Here is an 18,558-nt window from a genome sequence, read left to right as displayed (position 1 = left end):
GGTAGTTCGCGAAACTCACACACCACATGTACAGTGTGGTTCAGACTCGGGGTGCCTTTTAAAGGCTGAGATCATACCCGTGAACCTGTTTGGTTAATGCCTGCGAAGGGAAGTCAGCGTGACGCCTGTATCTGACAGTCGTACCGGAAACGCGCCGGAATTCACTCCCGCGTTTCTCACCCACATGCGTGAGCTCACGCCACTGGTGCAATGCATCACCAACACTGTGGTGCAAGAAGTTGCCGCGAACATTCTGCTTGCATCGGGTGCATCACCTGCCATGATCGACCACGAAGCCGACGCTGCAGCTTTCGCCAAAGTCGCCAACGGTGTATCGGTGAACTTTGGGACTCCCAGCTCGCACACGTACTTATCCATTGACGCTGCCGTGCAACAGCGCACCGAGGACGGAACCACCTGGGTGTTAGACCCCGTTGGTTTGGGAGTGGCTCCGTTCCGAACTGCCCGGGTTTTCCGGGCCTTAAGCGAACGCCCCACCGTGGTGCGTGGAAACGCGTCCGAGGTGGCGGGGCTCGCCGGAATGGGTCAGGGCGCCCGAGGTATCGAAGCAGTGGACGATGTTGAGTCGGCTTTGCCTGCCGCACGTGAGCTCAGCCGCAAGTTCGGGTCCGTGGTGGCCATCTCTGGGCCTACAGACGCGATCGTCACCACGATCGGCGAAACCACCTATGTCAGCCACGTTTCAGGCGGGTCCACCTACATGCCACTCGTCGTAGGAACCGGGTGCTCCCTGGGAGCGCTCGTAGCAGGGTATGCAGGAACAGCCCACCACCTCCTCGGCGAATCAACTACCACGGAAGAAAAACTCACCCGCTACCACCAAGCCACCGTGACCGCGCACGCACACTTTGCGGCAGCCGGTCTGCGCGCACACGAACTGGCAGACGGGCCAGGTAGCTTCAAAGTTCATTTCCTGGACCAACTTCACGCAGTTACCGAAACTGATCTGCACGCAATCAACGTGACCACGGAGGAACTGTGACCAACCCTCGTTTGAGCGACATCGACGCGTCCCTGTACTTCATCACCGACACCAAAATGTGCGAACAGGCAGGACGCACGGTGGCACAAACGGTTGAACTGGCCGTGGCCGGGGGTGCCGGAATCGTGCAAGTACGCGACAAACACGCCACCGACGACACGTTCGCCACACTCACGTTGAGTGTTCTCGAAGCCGTCGAAAACGCCCGCCACACCAACAACATCACCCGCCCAGTGCCCGTGTTCGTCAACGACCGCGTCAAGGTCGCTGCCAGCCTCATCAATGACGGTCACGACGTTCACGTCCACGTAGGACAAGACGACACGAGCGTGCCTCAAGTGCGTGAACTCATCGGAAACACCCCACTGATAGGCCTGTCCGCCAACACCCCGGAAGAAATCGAAGCCGCCCGCGTCCACGGCGACTTCGGCAACGGGGGAGTGGACCTCCTGGGTGTGGGTCCCGTGTGGGACACCGCAACCAAAGAAGGTGCCCCAGCCGGGTTGGGTGTCGACACACTCAAAAACCTCATTGCCACCTCGGCGATCCCGGTCTTTGCCATTGGCGGAATTACAGCAGAGCGGGCAGCGCAACTTAAGGACACCTCGGTCGCGGGGGTATGCGTGGTATCAGCAATCTGCCTTGCCACCGACCCGCAAGTCGAGGCACGCAAAATCCACCACGCGTTTCAGAACTGACCCTCTGACCCCCTGTGGGGAACCCAAACCAGTTAAGGAGATCGACATGTCACGACCCCCTGTCGCGTTGAGTATCGCTGGAACAGACCCCTCCGGTGGAGCAGGCGTTCACGCCGACCTAAAAACCTTCACGGCCCTGCGCGCATACGGAACCTCAGTGATTACCGCGCTGCTCGCACAGAACACACACGGAGTCTCCCGCGTGTACGGGATCGACAACGATTTCGTGTCTGACCAGTTCGATTCGGTCCTCACGGATATGCCCGTAGACGCGACCAAAACCGGGATGCTGGGCACACGCCAACTCGTTGAGTTGGTTGCAGAACGCGCCGGCCGAGGTGGTTTAGGCTTCCTGGTCGTCGACCCTGTCATGGTGGCCACCTCCGGGCACCGACTGCTTGAAGAAGACGCCGTGGATGCCGTGCGCACGCTCATGGTGCCCGCCGCCCACGTCATCACTCCCAACCTTCCCGAAGCCGCACTTCTCTTAGGTGACGACGTTGAACCCGCCCACGACCTCGACACCATGCGCTACCAGGCACGCGAACTGATCGAACGCGGCGCCCGAGGTGTTCTGGTCAAAGGCGGCCACGGTGACGGCGACGAGGTACTCGACGTGCTGGCGCTCAACGACGGCACCGACGTCACTCTCACCGAATATCGCCACCAGCGCATCACCACCCCCAACACCCACGGAACCGGGTGCACGCTCTCGGCTGCGATTACCGCGCTGGCGGCCCGGCAGGCTCTGGAAGGAACCCTGGATGTTCCCGAGGTCGTCGGCACCGCCCTTGACTACCTCGCTCGCGCTTTGGAATCCGGCAAAGACTGGACACTGTCACTCGACCCCAACGGGGCCCACGGCCCCGTTGACCACATGGTGACGATCCCATCTCCGTGAAGTCTGACTGACAGCCTCCCTGAAACCCATCTCACTCAAACCCAACCCACTGAAAGGAACACTCATGACTACGACGACCTCGGCCGCCGAAATTGGTCGTGAACTACGCAACCTTTACGTTGCAGGCCCCCGCACGCAAGCCCTGTGGGACTCCTGCGACGACATCATCACCGCAACCGAAAACCTCACCTACCTACAGGAACTCGCAGCCGGTGACCTGGACGCACGCGCATTCACCAACTACCTCATCCAGGACGAAATCTACCTGGACGGGTACGCGCGCACCATGCTCCTGCTGGGGCACCGGGCCGCTAACAACGAAGACATGCGGTTCTGGGCAACCTCGGCGGGAACGGCCGTTGCGGTAGAAAACGAAATGCACGAAGCGCTACTCGAATCGACCGAATTTTCAAGCCACATTGCCGAACTCAACGACGAGAACGGAAAACCAGTCGCTTCGCCCACGACCTTGGGATACGTATCATTCCTCATGGCGACTGCGACCACCGAACCGTACGAGGTGGGAGTGGCCGGCGTTCTCCCATGCTTCTGGGTATATGCCCACGTAGGTAAGGTGCTCACCCGCCTGGTAGGCGACGGGATGGACGCGCACCCATACAAGCAGTGGATCGAAGAATACGACTCGGAAGAGTTCGACGCTGGAACCCGCCAGGCCGTCGAAATTCTGGAACGCGAGCTGGAAAACGCGCGCCCCGCTGAACGCGAAAAGATGGAAAAGACGTTCCGTCAGGCGTGCATGTACGAACTGCACTTCTGGGCGTCCGCACGCGTTGTGGAGCGTTTTGAACTGGTGAAGTAAAAGTCCGCTAGAACCCCTCACTTTGCGTTGAGTTGCGCATACCATGAGTTCAACGCAGGTTGACTTGGGTCAAGGAGGGTTCATGAAAATCACCGGTGCGGTCTTACGCGAAATGCGAGCCCAACGTCCATACGCGCAGTCCCGTCCACTCGACGTCACGTCAGTGGAACTGGACGAACCCGGCCCGCACGAGGTACTCATCCGCATGACCGCAGCCGGGCTGTGCCACTCTGACCTGTCTGTGGTGGACGGTAACCGACCTCGGCCCCTTCCTATGTTGCTGGGGCACGAAGGCGCCGGGGTCGTCGAGCAGGTGGGCGCGGGCGTCACCGGATTTTCCCCCGGCGACCACGTGGTGACGGTGTTCTTGCCTCGGTGCGGGCAGTGCGCCAACTGTGCGACCGACGGAAAGCTCCCGTGTACCCCGGGGACCGCGTCGAACAACGCCGGCGTTCTGCCTTTTGACGGAGACGTGCGCAGGCTCAGCGAATCCGGCGAAACCACCCACCCGCGAGCCGGTCACGCAGGCGAACCCATCAACCACCACCTGGGTGTGAGCGTGTTCGCCACCCATGCAGTGGTCAACGTCGCCTCGATCGTCAAGGTGGGTTCGGACGTCCCACCCCAAATTGCGGCGCCCCTGGGTTGTGCCGTTCTCACCGGGGGAGGTGCCGTGCTGAACGCGGGTAAACCGGGCCCTGGCGACGACATCATGGTGGTGGGCCTGGGCGGCGTGGGTATGGCCGCGTTGCTCACCGCGTTGAGCGTGGGGACCGGGGAAGTGATTGGCGTGGATGCCAACCCGGAGAAGTTGGAGAGGGCGCGCAAGTTGGGTGCGTCCCAGGTGTACACCCCGGCCGAGGTGGCAGAAGCTGGCGTCAAAGCCCCCGTTGTGATCGAGGCGGCTGGGCACCCCAAGGCGTTTGAAACCGCGTATTCAGCCACGGCTGTGGGCGGAACAACCGTGACGGTGGGTCTGCCTGCTCCTGATGCGCTTTCGCAGATTCACCCGCTGACCTTGACCGCTGAAGCCCGCACCGTTGTGGGCTCATACTTAGGGTCCGCTGTTCCTTCACGCGACATTCCAAAGTACGAACAGATGTGGCGGGACGGGAAGCTTCCGGTTGAAGAACTGGTGTCTGGAATCGTGCGCCTGGACGACATCAACGCGGCCATGGATACTCTTGCAGATGGTCAAGCTGTTCGACAGGTGATTCTCTTTGACTGACCGTGAGATACCCTTGAAGGGTGAGTAACGAAGTTGAAATTGGTCGCGGTAAGCGGGGGCGTCGCTCCTATTCTCTTGACGACGTAGCGGTGATTCCCGCTCGGCGAACTCGCGACCCTCAAGACGTTTCGCTGGCATGGCAGATCGACGCCTACCACTTTGAGCTCCCATTCATCGGCGCACCCATGGACTCGGTTGTGTCGCCCGCAACTGCGATTGCATTGGGTAAGTTCGGTGGCCTGGGCGTCCTGGACCTTGAAGGGCTGTGGACGCGTTACGAAGACCCACAGCCGTACTTGGACGAAATCGCGTCGCTTCCGGAAAACCAGGCGACCGTCCGCATGCAAGAAATCTATTCTGAACCCATCAAGGCCGAACTCATCACGGCACGGTTGAAAGAAATCCGTGAAGCGGGAGTCACCGTCGCTGGTGCGCTGACTCCGCAACGCACGCAAGAATTCTGGAAGACCGTCGTCGAAGCCGGAGTTGACTTGTTTGTGATTCGCGGAACCACGGTCTCCGCGGAGCACGTTTCAAGCGAAGCAGAACCACTCAACCTCAAACGCTTCATTTATGAACTCGACGTTCCAGTCATCGTCGGAGGCGCCGCTACGTACACGGCGAGCCTGCACCTCATGCGTACTGGAGCCGCCGGTGTTCTTGTCGGGTTCGGTGGCGGTGCCGCATCGACCACGCGCCGTACTTTGGGTATCCACGTGCCCATGGCTACCGCGATTGCCGACGTTCACGCGGCCCGCCGTGACTACATGGACGAATCGGGTGGTCGCTATGTTCACGTGATCGCCGACGGCGGTTTGGGAACATCCGGTGACATCGTGAAGGCATTTGCCATGGGGGCCGACGCTGTGATGCTCGGTTCTACTCTTTCGCGTGCAGAAGAGGCGCCCGGTCAAGGTTTCCACTGGGGAGCCGAAGCTCACCACTCTCACTTGCCACGTGGCCGTCGCGTCGAAATGGGTACGGTTGCCCCGCTTGAGCAGTTGCTCTTCGGCCCCGGCCACTCCGCTGTAGGTGAAGTTAACCTGGCCGGAGCGCTCCGCCGGGCCATGGCCACAACCGGTTACCTGGATCTCAAGGAGTTCCAGCGGGTTGACGTGACGGTTGCTCCGTACGTCTAAAAACGTGTAAGGGTACTGTCGCTTCATGTTGCGTTTGGCTTTCACCCCTAAATGGATTGGGGGGTTTGTTCTGGTCCTTGTTTTGGCGACCACTTTTGTGTTCCTGTCCATGTGGCAAGTAGACCGTGCGCAACACAAGAACGACGTGCATACCAGCGCGTTTGCCAATGACAAGACGCCACTCAACGAAGTGGTGTCGGCTCAAGTTCCCATGGCGTCGCGCGAAGCTGACCGCTTGGTAGAAGTGTCCGGCTCATATGTCCCGGAAGCCACAGTGTTGGTTGAAGGACGTCACCAGGATGGCCAACGCGGATACTGGGTCGTCACCATGTTCGCAGTCGACAAGGCGCGTCTGGGTGGTGGTTTGAGCGGAAAGAAGTCCGTTGCGATCCCTGTGATCCGCGGTTTTACCCCCGATGAAGCAACCGCGCGTAGCTCGCAAGCCCCAAGCGGGAAACACACGCTGGTTGCACGTATGGGCCCCACCGAAGCGCCTGAGCCAGCTGTGGGGGATAAGGTCGTGAGTACGGTTTCAACAGCGCAGCTGGTGAACTATTTTGACGTGTATTCTTACGGCGCGATCCTGTTCCCTGAACCGGACCAACGCGCTCAAGCCTCAGGGCCCGAACTTGAACACGTGACATTTCACGCGCAAGAATCCGGTGGTTTAGATGTGCAGTCAGCGTTTTATGCGGTGGAATGGTTAGTGTTCGCCGGGTTCGCTTTCTATATCTGGTGGCGACTCTTGCGCGACGCATACCGTCAACAAACGCACAACCAGCACCAAAACTTCGTTGTGGTAAAAAAGCCAGGGCAGAAAAACCTGGGCAACTAGCGTCGCGCTAGCTATTTGAGAGGACACACAGTGCAGGATCCGCAAGATCAACGACCCGAGTTTGACGAAAACTCGCACGATCCGGAAACGGTGTTTACGGTTTCGCGATACACCTCGGCGCGTAATGCGGAACGTTTCTACCGTGTCATGGCCCTGATTACGGGTACCATGCTGATGATTCTGACGCTTGAAATGATTTACAAGTACATCATTACCCCGCTGATGGGCGGTGACCCTTCAACCGCGCTCCTCATCGGTAACTTCAACCTGGGTGCGGCGATCGCGATCTCGCACGGATGGTGCTACGTGGTGTACCTGGTGGCCAGCTGGTGGCTGACCACCTCCATGAAGTGGTCGCTTCGCCGGATGCTCGTGCTGGCTCTTGCGGGTGTTGTCCCGGTCATGTCGTTTATTTGGGAGCGCAAGGTTCACCACGAAGTTGAAAAGCGTTTGGACGAAGCTGTCGTTATTGCGCCGGCAGATTAATTTTCCTGGTATTTGCTCGATAGGATGACGGTATGCAACCTTCCATTCCCACTTCTTCACGCCCCGTCTTGGTGGTGGATTTCGGAGCACAGTACGCTCAGCTGATTGCGCGTCGCGTTCGTGAAGCTGGCTTGTTCTCTGAAGTTATTCCGCACACTGCTTCCGCTCAAGAGTTCGCTGACCGTGACCCAGTTGCCGTTGTGCTGTCTGGCGGGCCGTCTTCCGTGTACGCGGAAGGGGCTCCCAGTTTGGATCCCGAGGTGTATGAACTGGGTGTGCCCATGTTTGGCATCTGTTACGGGTTCCAGTCGATGGCTCACAACTTCGGTGGCAAGGTTGCCCACACGGGGTCGCGTGAGTACGGCTCAACGCCCTTGAGCGTGTCTGAGCCGTCCCAGCTGCTAAAGGGTCAGCCAGAAAATCAGACCGTATGGATGTCGCACTCCGATTCTGTGGCGCAAGCGCCTGAAGGTTTCACCGTTGTTGCGTCCACTCCGGGGGCTCCCGTTGCGGCGTTTGAATGTGTTGAGCGTAAACTCGCCGGTGTGCAGTGGCACCCGGAAGTGCTCCACTCCGAGTATGGCCAGGCAACCCTGGAAAACTTCTTGCACTCAATCGCTGGACTTGAACCTACGTGGACTGCTGGAAATGTCATTGACGAACAGGTTGAACTGATCCGCCAGCAGGTGGGGGACAAGCAGGTGATCTGCGCGTTGTCCGGTGGAGTCGACTCCGCGGTTGCAGCTGCTCTCGTCCACAAAGCGGTGGGCGATCAGCTCACGTGTGTTTTTGTTGACCACGGGTTGCTGCGAAAAGACGAACGCAAGCAGGTCGAACAGGACTACGTGGCTTCGACAGGCGTGCGGTTGGTGACCGTCGATGCCGCAGACCAGTTCCTGAATGAGCTGGCCGGTGTCACTGACCCTGAAGCGAAGCGCAAGATCATTGGGCGCGAGTTCATCCGTGTGTTTGAAACGGCCGCTGCTGACTTGGTTGCCCAGTCGCGCAACGACGCAGAACCCATCGAATTTTTGGTGCAGGGCACGCTGTACCCAGACGTGGTGGAATCCGGAGGTGGTTCGGGAACCGCCAACATTAAGAGCCACCACAATGTGGGTGGATTGCCTGAAGACCTCCAGTTCAAGCTGGTCGAACCTCTGCGCGCGCTGTTTAAAGACGAAGTCCGTGCGATCGGACGCGAATTGGGCTTGCCTGAAGTCATTGTGGGACGCCAGCCGTTCCCCGGCCCTGGTCTGGGTATCCGCATCATTGGTGAAGTGACACGTGACCGCCTCGACGTGCTTCGCGAAGCAGACGCAATTGCCCGCGAAGAACTCACGCGAGCAGGGCTGGATGACAGCATTTGGCAGTGCCCTGTGGTACTCCTGGCCGATGTGCGTTCGGTGGGTGTGCAGGGCGACGGTCGTACCTATGGCCACCCCATCGTGTTGCGCCCAGTATCCAGCGAAGACGCTATGACAGCCGACTGGACTCGCGTGCCGTACGACGTGCTCTCCACAATTTCCAACCGCATCACCAACGAGGTGGACGAAATCAACCGGGTGGTCCTCGACATCACGTCGAAGCCACCCGGCACCATCGAATGGGAGTAAACCACAAAGCCCCAACCGTGGGCCCAAACTGAGGCACCCCGCGCCCCAGTTACATCTCCTGAACGCCGTTCAGTTACACTAGGTGAGATTTCACCCAGGGTGGGTGAACCTGTGTACAAGGAGAATGAAATGTCTACTTCCACTTCGGCTGAAGCACGCCGCGCGCCACAAGCGCGTAGCGTGGGCATGGACGTCGCTTATATCGCGGTCTTCGCGGCCCTCATTTGGGTATCCGCGCTGATCCCGCCTATTCCGGTCGGCGGAGTCGGCGTACCAATCACGGTGCAAACCCTCACGATCGCGATCTCCGGAATGGTCTTGGGCGCATGGCGCGCATTCGCAGCAACCGGCCTGTACCTGGTGCTGGGCCTGATCGGACTTCCCGTGTTTGCTGGCGGTTCTGGGGGCCTGGGTGCACTCGCAGGACCCAGCGCAGGCTACCTGGTGTCTTTCCCATTCTTTGCAGGTCTCATTGGTCTACTGGCGCAGATGTCTGTTAAGAAGCTCACCGGTGTGAAACTGTGGCTCGCCCTGGTCGGTGCGGCTCTGGTTGCCCGTTACCTCATTGTGTGGCCCATTGGTGCGTTCGGTATTCACTTCAACGCTGACGTTCCACTGGGTGCAGCGTTCTTGGCGGACATTCCATTCTGGCCTGGCGACCTTGTGAAGAACATTCTCGCCGGTGCAATTGCACTCATGGTTCACCGTGCCTTCCCCACCGTGCTGGTGCGCCGGTGATCACGTTTGACGCCGCGCGGGTGGCGATCGACGAAGTTGGAGGGCCCGAAAGGGTCCTCCTCGACACCACCTCGGTCACGCTCACACAGCCAATGACGTCAGTCATTGGCCCCAACGGATCGGGCAAGACCACCTTCCTCCAGATGATCAACGGTCTGATGACACCCACCTCGGGCGATGTTCGCGTAGGTGAGCTCAGCGTCACGCAAAACCTCAAGGAAGTGCGCAAGCGCGTGGGGTTCGTCTTCAGCGACCCCGCCGCCCAGCTGGTCATGCCTACGGTGGTCGAGGACGTGCAGCTGTCCCTGCGTCACCTGCCCAAGGCTGAACGCAAACCGGCCGCGATGGCCATGCTCGCCGAACTCGGGGTGGAGGACCTCGCCAGTCGCTCCGTTTACGAACTGTCTGGCGGGCAGCGCCAGCTGGTCGCGTTGGCGACGGTGTTGGCGGTGGACCCCGAGGTTCTGGTGCTCGATGAGCCGGCGACCCTGCTGGACTTGAAGAACACGCTTCTTCTGCGGCGCACGCTACGTGATCTGGTGGACCGGCGCGGTGTCCAGGTGGTGTTTTCTACCCACGACCTGGATTTTGCGCTGGACGGGCATGAGTGTGTGTTTATCGACAGCGGGCAGGTGTGTGGCATGGGCGCCCCGGCCGAGGTGGTTGCCGAGTACCGAGCGAGTGTCGCATGAGGCGTCGGCAACAGTTTTTGGGGGTGTGCTCGCCTCGTCGTGGGTGGTTGCACGCGGCTCCAGTGGGCGTGAAATTCGCTTCACTGACGGTGTTGACTTTGGTGGTGATGCTGGCTCGCAACCCGTTTGTGAACGCTGGTCTCATCGTGATGCTGGTTCTGATTGGGTTGACAGCCAAGATGAGCCTGGGTCAGATTCTGGGGCCCATTCGACGGATGTGGCTCATTTTCTTGTTGCTGGTGGTAGTCCACGTGTTCTTGAGCGACTGGTGGAATGCCGCGCGCATCATCACGGTGATGATCACGTGCGTCGTGAGTGCTCAGATCTTCATGCTGTCGACGCCTTTGTCGATGTTGCTGGATCTTTTCAGCATGCTGGTGCAACCCTTGAAGCTCGTAGGGATCCGCCCGCAGGTGCCGGCGCTCGCAGCAGCGATCGCGGTGCGCAGTGTTTCTTACCTGGCAGACTTGGCCGACACGGCACAAGACGCGGCGAGCGCGCGCGGATTAGAAAATGATATCCGCGCCCGCACCGTTCCGGTCATGTTAGGCGCCGTGAAGTACGCACAAGACACCGGTCGCGCACTTGAAGCTCGCGGGATCCTGGATTAGTGCGGTCCTTGTTTAGCTGACGCGGTCCTGTGCCCAGCGAGGGGCGCCGATGAGCGACCGGCCGATCACCTGTGGGGCAGGCGAATCGATCGCTGAAGCGTAGTGACCCACCAGCTGTGAGCACACGCTCTTCCACGTACGTCCCAAGACCACCTTGCGAGCCGCTTCACCGAACGCTGCTCGCTTAGCGTCGTCACCTACCAGGTCACGGACGTGACGTTCCATAGCGCTGAGATCGCCTGGTGTGTACAGCCATCCGGTGCGGGAGTGGTCGACCAAGTCCAGTGGGCCACCTCGGGCTGGGGCCACCACGGGAACGGCGCTTGCCATTGCCTCTTGGATGGTCTGGCAGAACGTTTCAAACTCGCCTGGGGACACCATGACGTCAAAGCTCGCAACTGCCTGAGCCAAAGCGGCCCCACCCAGGAAGCCAGTGAAAACGGCGTTTGGCAGGAGTTGTTGCAGGCGGGCACGCTGTGGTCCCTCACCCACAATGACCAACTGAACGTTGGGAATGTTGCCCAATCGCACCAAGTCTTCGACCTGCTTCTCGACTGCTAGGCGCCCAACGAAACCAACGATCTTCTTGCCTTCAGGGGACATGCGCGCCCGCCACTCTTCCGAGCGGTGGCTGGGGTCAAAGCGGGTCGAGTCAACACCTCGGGCCCACAACCGCACATTAGCTACCCCGTGGCTTTGGAGCTGGTCGATCGTGAACGAAGACGGAGCGAGAGTCAGCGATGCGTGCTGGTGGATGTTGCGCACGTGGTTCCACATGAGGTTTTCCACTCCGCGCAGACCGTAGCGTGCGGCGTAGGCGGGTACTTCAGTCTGGTACACAGCTACTGACGGGATGCCCAGGTCCTGAGCTGCGAGCACACCGCGCCATCCCAGGACGAACGGGGAAGCCAGGTGAACGACGTCTGGGTCGTAGTCGGCCAGAATGCGGCGGATGCGAGGAACGCCACCAGGAGCAACCCGAACCTTGCGGTACTTAGGCATCGCAAAAGAGGGCACTCGCACAATACGAGCGCCCGAAAGTTCGGTGGGGGAGTCGTGACGAGAGCCGGGGGCGATCACGATGACGTCGTCACCTCGCTCAGCCAAGTGTTCAAGGACTCGAACGACCGTGTGAACGACGCCGTTGGTCTGGGGCAAGAAGGACTCAGCAATAATCGCAACTCTCACACCTGCATTAGACCTCAGTGAAGTAACATAAAGACGGTGTCAGTACGAACAATGGCTAACTAAACGGTAAACTTAACCGGTGGGTAATAACGGGGCGTGCAGACGTCGCGATTGATATCCAGTCATATCCGGCGAAAGTGTCATTGAACTAAAGGAGCAAACGGTGGCGTGGGCTTTGGCAATTCTTCTGATTGTCCTGGTCGTTGTCGCTGCGTCTGCGATCGTTCTTGTGATCCGCAACAACCAGCTGTCACTCGCCCGAGACCTGTGCCTAGAAGCGTTACGCCAGGTCAATGTGCAACGCGAACAACGTCACGCACTCGTTCCGGAATTTGTGAGCCTTGCGCGCGCGTGTCGCGGTAATAGCAGTGTTGATGTCGGCGACGGTGCGGCAATCGGCTCAACTGCGGAACGAGACGTGGCCTGCCGTGAACTTTCATCTGCCCTCACCCAGGCCGTCTCGGTGGGCACGGAAGAGCCTGCAACTCCAGGTGACACAACGGCCAGTGTGGGGCCAGCGGAAGACCAACTCACCTCGGCGATTGACGCATTAGCGCAGATTGCGAAGGTGCGAGGCGAAACCAACCAAACCCACGAACGGTGCCACGTCCAACTCCACGACCTCTACGAACACCTCCTCATGGTGGAGCACCGCCTGTCAGCGGCCGTGCGCTATTACAACCTGGTTGTTATGCAGTATTCGACGATGCGTTCCTCGTGGATCTCGCGCCCGCTGATGCGGGTGTATCGGAACTTCGCGTACATCGCTTACACGCCCAACGAACTTACCGATGACGTGCCCATCGCCAACCGCACATCCGAGCGTGAAAAAGGCACGGGGTACCGGCCAGGAAGCGTGTTCGGCTAAGTGACGGCTCGCAACGCTGAGGAGTCGCGCCAAACAGAGGTGCCGAGCCAGGCTGATCAGCACCAACGCTTTCGGATCGGCCTGGGGTACGTAGGCACCAACTTCCACGGGTGGGCGCTTCAACCACATCTGCGCACCGTGCAAGGGGAACTCGAAACTGCGCTCGCCCGGATTCTCAGCACCCCGGTTCGCGTGACGGTAGCCGGCCGTACGGACGCGGGAGTTCACGCACGCAGGCAGGTCGTCCATGTGGACATTGCCCAAGGCGACTTTCCGCGGTTGGTGGGGCAACCTCGGGCGCGGGGCGAGCAACGAACGCCGGCTCAAGGGTTGAAGTCTCGGTTGCGCGGTGTGCTTGCCCACCAGGACGCCGGTGACATTGTGATCCACGACGTCGCGGTCGTGCATTCCGATTTCGACGCCCGTTTTTCTGCTCTGTGGCGCTCCTACACGTACCGACTGGCCGATCCGCAAGCGTTTACCGACCCGCTCACCGCTGCTTTCACCGTGGCGCACAGAATGGACCTGGATGTTGCTGCGATGAGTGCGGCTGCCCAACAGGCGTGCGGACTGCGCGACTTCCTTCCCTTCTGCAAGCCACGAGAAGGTTCGACCACCATTCGCACGTTGGAAGAACTGCGGGTGGCGCGCGATTGCAACGGCGTGATCGAGTTCTTCCTACGCGCCGACGCATTCTGCCACCACATGGTGCGCGCCCTGGTGGGCGGCCTCGTCAAGGTGGGGGAGGGTAAGTGGGCGCCGGATGGGTTGGTTGGCATGTGCGAAGAAGCCCGCCGAGGTCGTTCCGAGTTCCCCATGTTTGTTTTCCCAGCTCACGGGCTGGTTTTGGAAGACGTGGGGTACCCCGAGCCTGGCGAGTGGGCCGTGCGCAATCAGCAAACCCGCGCTCGAAGAGACGCTGAGTAGCGCGAGTTGGGGTGGCGATGTGAGTTGTTCGCGTGACCGGCTCACATCATTTACGCAGTCATTGCTGTGGTTTACCTCAAGTTCATGCTCCGCTGATAGGAATTGAGAACATTTGTTAATTTCACTCCCTTGATGAGGACATTATGAAGCGAACAACCCGCGCATTTGCGGCTGTGTCAGCTCTCGCTGTCGTGTCGCCACTTGGAGCGCTCCCTGCGTTCGGTGTAGCCGACAAGGGCACCGAATTCCAGATTCTGAACATCACCGACTTCCACGGACGAATCGGGTCGGGTGTGGGTGCCGACCTCGCCGCCGCTGTCTCTGACAACCGCCAGGAAACCTCCACGTTCCTGTCTGCTGGTGACAACATTGGTGCATCCACCTACGCATCCTCCTCGCAGAAGGACAACCCCACCCTTGAGTACCTCGACGAACTGGGCCTTGACGCTTCGGCTGTGGGTAACCACGAATTCGACCGCGGATACGACGACATCACTAGCCGTGACACCAAGTTCCAGCACCTGGGTGCCAATGTTGTGAAGAAGGGAACCGACGAACCGGCGTTCCCCGCTTACACCACGTACGATGTCAACGGCGTCAAGGTGGCTGTTATTGGTGTAGTCACCAAGGACACCAAGGCTCTGGTATCGCCGGACGGAATCTCGAAGATCGACTTCATCGACCCCGTCAAGGCAGTCAACAAGGCAGCTAAAGAACTCGAAGCTTCAGACGAAAAGCCTGACATCACGATTCTGGAAGCGCACACCGGGCCTTCGTCCGCTGGCAGTATCAAAGAAGCTGTTGCTTCAAACGACGAGTTCGGTTCGCTGGTAGAAGAAGCTGACCCTTCTATCGACGCAATGTTCTTTGGTCACTCGCACATCGAGATGAACCTGAAGGCTAAGATTCCAGGCACCGACCGCACCCGCCCAGTGGTTCAGGCCGCTAACTACGGTGAAGCACTTGCTGATGTGCGCCTCACGTCAGAAGGTAACGGCGACTGGACCGTTAAGTCCTCTGAACTGATCGAAGTTGAAGGTGTTGGAACCGAACGCGATGACCGCGGAAAGGTGACCGCCTACAAGGACAACGTGCCTGCAGGTGCCAAGAAGATCATCGACGACGCAGAAGCGAAAGCTCAAAAGGTCGGATCGGTTAAAGCCGGTGAAATCACCGAAGACATCACGCGTGCATTCAAAGAAGACGGTTCAGAAGACCGCGGTGCAGAAAGCACCCTGGGGAACCTGGTTGCAGACGCTCTGAAGGAAGGTGTCACGTACTCCAACCTGAAAGAAGCTGACTTCGGTATCACCAACCCAGGTGGTCTGCGCACTGACATGAAGATGGACGACTACTTTGGCAAAGGCAAGCTGAAGGAAGGCAAGGGTGTTGTCACCGACGGTGAACTCAACCAGGTTCTTCCGTTTGCTAACGACCACGGTGTTGTCACCATGAAGGGTGAAGACGTCATCGAACTCTTCGCTCAGCAGTGGCAACCGGCTGAAGCATCGCGCCCATTCCTGCACTTGGGTATCTCGAAAGAACTGAGCGTTATCTACGACTCGAGCGCTGAAGACCCAGCTAAGCGGGTTAAGTCAGTCAAGGTCAACGGAGAAGACATTGACCCTGCAAAGGAATACCGTGTAGCTACCCTGTCGTTCCTGGCAAACGGCGGTGACAACTTCGGAGCCTTCGCAAAGGGTACATTCGAACAGTCCGGTCTGACCGACTTTGAAATCTGGCAGAAGTACTTCGAAAAGAACTCGCCGGTATCGCCTGACAAGAAGGAACGCCAGGCTGACTTCGCAAAAGACATTCTGCGTAGCGGAGACGCAACCGCAGAAGTTTACGCTCCAGACAAGACGAAGAACGACTTCTCCCTCAAGATTAAGTCGAAGGTCGAAGCTGAGAACCTGCTCTTCACGGTTGAAGCCCCTAAGGGCTTCGACGTGAAATGGGACGACGCCAAGGTTATCGAAGGTACTGAAAACACCGTTCGCGTCGACAAGGTTAAGGCCGGCGAAACTGAGGTGAAGTTCCACCTGGTCCGTAACTCCGACAAGACCGACGGTGCGAAAGAGTTCAACAGCACCCTGGTTGCCGACCCAGACGCTGAGTGGTGGGACAACAACCCACTCCCAATCATGCGTGAAACCAAGATGGGCTTCGTCGCTGAAGAAAAGCCAGATGACTCCTCAAACGGCACCAAGCCTGGTGACGACTCCTCGGGAGACATGGGTGACCCTGACAAGGGTGGCTCCGACGAAGGAACTGGTGAGGGCTCAGAAGAGGGCTCGGACCGTGGCGGATCTGACGAAGGTACCGGCGAAGGCACTGAAGAAGGTACTGACAAGGGTGGATCTGACGAAGGTCAGGAAGAACCCGGTCAGGGAACCCTTGACAAGGACGGTTCCAACAACGCACAGGACGAACCAGCAAACAGCGGTAACGGCAAGCCACTGCCACGCACCGGTATCGAAACCGCTGGCATGATTGCCGCAGGAATCGCGTTGCTTGCTGTTGGTGCAACCGCAGTTGGACTGACCCGCGCACGTCGCAAGTAAGCGCACACAGGTGAGAGACACCTCGGCGAAGGTGGACCCACTCACCCCGTGAGCGAACACACGATTCGACCCCTCCCATGCATTTGCTTGGGAGGGGTCGAATGCATTAGATTAGGTAGTCGTTGCGTACGTCAATGCACATGCCACAAAACCTCTAGTCGCGTTGCAGGTTGAGGCGAAGGTGCTCTTCGTACAACATGACAGAACTGCACTGGCGATCTCTAAAGATCACGACCTTTGAGAACACGCGCGGTGCCGCACAAACTAGAGACGAAAAGAAGGCTACACTTGCGTACCTATACTCCGAAGCCCGGCGACATCGATCGCCAGTGGCACGTCATTGATGCCACTGACGTCGTTCTTGGTCGACTTGCTTCGCAGGCAGCTCGTCTGCTTCGCGGCAAGCACAAGGTGACGTTTGCCCCACACGTTGACACGGGCGACTACGTGATCATCATCAACGCTGAAAAAGTTGCTCTGACCGGCGCCAAGCTGGAACAGAAGCGCGCATACCGCCACTCCAACTACCCTGGCGGAATCAAGAGCGTGAACTATGCAGAACTGCTGGCTACCAAGCCCGTACTGGCAGTTGAAAAAGCCGTTGCAGGTATGGTTCCTAAGAACCGCCTCGGCCGTGAACAAATGCGCAAGTTGAAGGTGTATGCGGGTCCTGAACACCCACACGCATCACACAACCCGCAGACCTACGAAATCAGCCAGGTTGCGCAGTAAGCGCCCCAGGCACTGACAGGAGAATCATGGCTGAAAACATCAACGAAGAAGTCGAACTGACTGAATACTCGACCGAAACCCCTGCTGGCCAGGGCGAATCAGCATCCGGTGGCCGTGGACAGTCGCTCACTGCTCCAGGTTCCGGAGTTGGCCGTCGCAAGCAGGCTATTGCTCGCGTGCGCTTGGTTCCTGGCTCCGGCGAATGGAACATTAACGGTCGCGACCTTGCAACCTACTTCCCCAACAAGCTCCACCAGCAGCTGGTCAACGAACCATTCCGTCTGCTGGACCTGGAAGGCCGCTTTGACGTGTTCGTCCGCCTGCAGGGTGGTGGACCTTCCGGTCAGGCTGGTGCTGTTCGTTTGGGAATTGCTCGTTCGCTCAACGAGATTGACCGCGAAAACAACCGCCCAGAACTGAAGAAGGCTGGATTCCTGACCCGCGACGCTCGTGTACCTGAGCGTAAGAAGGCTGGTCTGAAGAAGGCACGTAAGGCTCCTCAGTTCTCGAAGCGTTAATACGTCTTACGCGCATGTGGCCCCGGTATGTACCGGGGCCACACGTGTTTATGGGTGCGCTTCTGGAGTGGGTGCTTAGGCAGACGCTGAACCAGAGGTTTGGGGTGTCTTAGATTTGGGTGCCCGAGGTGCCTCAGGCTTTGCGTCGTGCGTCGCCTGGGTGAGTGAAGCGTCGATGGTGGTGGCAACCATTCCGATGGCCAGACACCCCGTTGCCACGATCCAGACTCCCAGCACAAGGAAACTGCTCGTCACTGCCACAGTGAGGATCGCGATCACTCCCATAACCAATGGAAGCGCATAGCCCACCGGAGCGCCGTTGATACGGAGGTTAAGGCCGAAGCAGGCGGCGCATATTAGCAAAATCGTGGGAGTGATGAAGGACGTAGCGGTAGGCATCGAGATCAGCAAAGCGCCAATGGTGGGGAGGACTATAGCCAGCACTCCCACCACGCGGGTGACCAGCAGGGCGATGCGTCGAACACGTTCCGAACGCAGTTCAATTGATTGCGAAAACGCGTACCCAGCAAGAACGAACGCCTGGCCGATAAAGAAAAGCCATTGTTCAGAATCAGCTTCGATGACAAGCGTAAACATACTCACAGCTACAAGAGCGAGCAAACTGCCCCCGGCCCAGGTCAAGCGGTGAAGAGAGTTCGTGAGGTGAAAAAGATACGGAACGCACGCAATCACCCCCGGTATGAGAGTCAGTAGTCCAACTCCAAAGCCATTGATAATTGGCGTGGCCGTTTCTTGTGGATAGAACGACGAGGCACAAAAGATTGCAAGTGCTACCGATGCGAAGAGCGTCGTAACTGAGGTGAGAACGTATGACCGGCTCATGTTGCCTCTTTCTCGAGACTCGCGGATATGCGAGTGGTTAAATTTACTATCGCACCGAGTCACATGGCTTTTGTTTCAAAAGTGGTATCGGTTGGGTAAAGTTCCGTTACGTGTAACAGCCGGGCAAGTGGTAACCGAATTGTGTCAGTGCCTC

At 58.8% G+C, this 18,558-nt stretch carries 19 protein-coding genes and 1 riboswitch; of the genes, 17 read left to right on the top strand and 2 right to left on the bottom strand.

Going from position 1 to position 18,558, the window contains the following annotated elements; translation table 11 throughout:
- Positions 1–37 precede the first annotated feature (37 nt).
- A riboswitch (TPP riboswitch) is annotated at positions 38–128 on the top strand.
- From thiM to JOE56_RS03310, 12 genes are all read left to right on the top strand, one after another.
- Positions 119–1,003, top strand: coding sequence for a hydroxyethylthiazole kinase (thiM, locus tag JOE56_RS03365; protein WP_204514827.1), 885 nt, complete (start codon positions 119–121; stop codon positions 1,001–1,003). Its footprint overlaps the riboswitch before it by 10 nt.
- Positions 1,000–1,701 (top strand): thiamine phosphate synthase, encoded by a 702-nt coding sequence (thiE, locus tag JOE56_RS03360; RefSeq protein WP_204514826.1) that lies wholly within the window; start codon positions 1,000–1,002, stop codon positions 1,699–1,701. The genes thiM and thiE overlap by 4 nt, the downstream gene beginning before the upstream one ends.
- Before the next feature lie 46 nt (positions 1,702–1,747).
- The gene (thiD, locus tag JOE56_RS03355) at positions 1,748–2,602 is read left to right on the top strand and encodes a bifunctional hydroxymethylpyrimidine kinase/phosphomethylpyrimidine kinase (protein WP_204514825.1); all 855 of its coding nucleotides are present in this window, start codon (positions 1,748–1,750) and stop codon (positions 2,600–2,602) included.
- A gap of 64 nt (positions 2,603–2,666) precedes the next feature.
- Positions 2,667–3,422 carry a TenA family protein gene (locus tag JOE56_RS03350; RefSeq protein WP_204514824.1) on the top strand — a complete coding sequence of 252 codons (756 nt, stop codon included), beginning with the start codon at positions 2,667–2,669 and terminating at the stop codon, positions 3,420–3,422.
- 82 nt (positions 3,423–3,504) lie between these two features.
- A complete protein-coding gene (locus tag JOE56_RS03345) occupies positions 3,505–4,650 on the top strand; it encodes an alcohol dehydrogenase catalytic domain-containing protein (protein WP_204514823.1) in 1,146 nt (381 codons plus the stop codon).
- 20 nt (positions 4,651–4,670) lie between these two features.
- Positions 4,671–5,789, top strand: coding sequence for a GuaB3 family IMP dehydrogenase-related protein (locus tag JOE56_RS03340; RefSeq protein ID WP_204514822.1), 1,119 nt, complete (start codon positions 4,671–4,673; stop codon positions 5,787–5,789).
- 25 nt (positions 5,790–5,814) lie between these two features.
- A complete protein-coding gene (locus JOE56_RS03335; protein WP_204514821.1) occupies positions 5,815–6,624 on the top strand; it encodes an SURF1 family protein in 810 nt (269 codons plus the stop codon).
- Positions 6,625–6,654: 30 nt separating this feature from the next.
- Positions 6,655–7,110 (top strand): DUF3817 domain-containing protein, encoded by a 456-nt coding sequence (locus JOE56_RS03330; protein ID WP_204514820.1) that lies wholly within the window; start codon positions 6,655–6,657, stop codon positions 7,108–7,110.
- 32 nt (positions 7,111–7,142) lie between these two features.
- Positions 7,143–8,723: a glutamine-hydrolyzing GMP synthase gene (gene guaA, locus JOE56_RS03325; RefSeq protein WP_204514819.1), complete on the top strand. Its 1,581-nt coding sequence runs from the start codon at positions 7,143–7,145 to the stop codon at positions 8,721–8,723.
- A gap of 129 nt (positions 8,724–8,852) precedes the next feature.
- On the top strand, positions 8,853–9,461 hold the full coding sequence (locus tag JOE56_RS03320; RefSeq protein WP_239271038.1) for a biotin transporter BioY: 609 nt from the start codon (positions 8,853–8,855) through the stop codon (positions 9,459–9,461).
- Entirely contained in the window at positions 9,458–10,153 is a 696-nt protein-coding gene (locus JOE56_RS03315; RefSeq protein ID WP_204514817.1) for an energy-coupling factor ABC transporter ATP-binding protein, read from the top strand. Before JOE56_RS03320 ends, JOE56_RS03315 begins: the two co-directional genes overlap by 4 nt.
- A 68-nt stretch (positions 10,154–10,221) precedes the next feature.
- Positions 10,222–10,764, top strand: coding sequence for an energy-coupling factor transporter transmembrane component T family protein (locus tag JOE56_RS03310; RefSeq protein WP_204514816.1), 543 nt, complete (start codon positions 10,222–10,224; stop codon positions 10,762–10,764).
- A 12-nt stretch (positions 10,765–10,776) separates the two neighbouring features.
- Here JOE56_RS03310 and JOE56_RS03305 read toward each other — a convergent pair whose 3' ends face one another.
- On the bottom strand, positions 10,777–11,952 hold the full coding sequence (locus JOE56_RS03305; RefSeq protein WP_204514815.1) for a glycosyltransferase family 4 protein: 1,176 nt from the start codon (positions 11,950–11,952) through the stop codon (positions 10,777–10,779).
- A 163-nt stretch (positions 11,953–12,115) separates the two neighbouring features.
- Between JOE56_RS03305 and JOE56_RS03300 the strand changes: the two genes are divergently transcribed.
- From JOE56_RS03300 to rpsI, 5 genes are all read left to right on the top strand, one after another.
- Positions 12,116–12,820, top strand: a complete 705-nt coding sequence (locus tag JOE56_RS03300; RefSeq protein ID WP_204514814.1) for a LemA family protein — start codon at positions 12,116–12,118, stop codon at positions 12,818–12,820.
- Positions 12,821–13,747 carry a tRNA pseudouridine(38-40) synthase TruA gene (gene truA / locus JOE56_RS03295; protein WP_204514813.1) on the top strand — a complete coding sequence of 309 codons (927 nt, stop codon included), beginning with the start codon at positions 12,821–12,823 and terminating at the stop codon, positions 13,745–13,747.
- A gap of 143 nt (positions 13,748–13,890) precedes the next feature.
- Positions 13,891–16,311, top strand: coding sequence for a bifunctional metallophosphatase/5'-nucleotidase (locus JOE56_RS03290; protein ID WP_204514812.1), 2,421 nt, complete (start codon positions 13,891–13,893; stop codon positions 16,309–16,311).
- A 288-nt stretch (positions 16,312–16,599) separates the two neighbouring features.
- On the top strand, positions 16,600–17,043 hold the full coding sequence (gene rplM / locus JOE56_RS03285; RefSeq protein WP_102239166.1) for a 50S ribosomal protein L13: 444 nt from the start codon (positions 16,600–16,602) through the stop codon (positions 17,041–17,043).
- Positions 17,044–17,069: 26 nt separating this feature from the next.
- A complete protein-coding gene (gene rpsI, locus JOE56_RS03280) occupies positions 17,070–17,561 on the top strand; it encodes a 30S ribosomal protein S9 (protein ID WP_204514811.1) in 492 nt (163 codons plus the stop codon).
- A 75-nt stretch (positions 17,562–17,636) separates the two neighbouring features.
- On the opposite strand, the gene JOE56_RS03275 is transcribed toward rpsI, so the two are convergent.
- A complete protein-coding gene (locus tag JOE56_RS03275; protein WP_204514810.1) occupies positions 17,637–18,158 on the bottom strand; it encodes a hypothetical protein in 522 nt (173 codons plus the stop codon).
- Between the last annotated feature and the right edge of the window lie 400 nt (positions 18,159–18,558).

The organism is Brevibacterium paucivorans (assembly GCF_016907735.1).
Lineage (GTDB): Bacteria > Actinomycetota > Actinomycetes > Actinomycetales > Brevibacteriaceae > Brevibacterium > Brevibacterium paucivorans.
The sequence above is the reverse complement of the archived record's forward strand: the minus strand, read 5'-3'. Positions and strand labels throughout refer to the sequence as shown.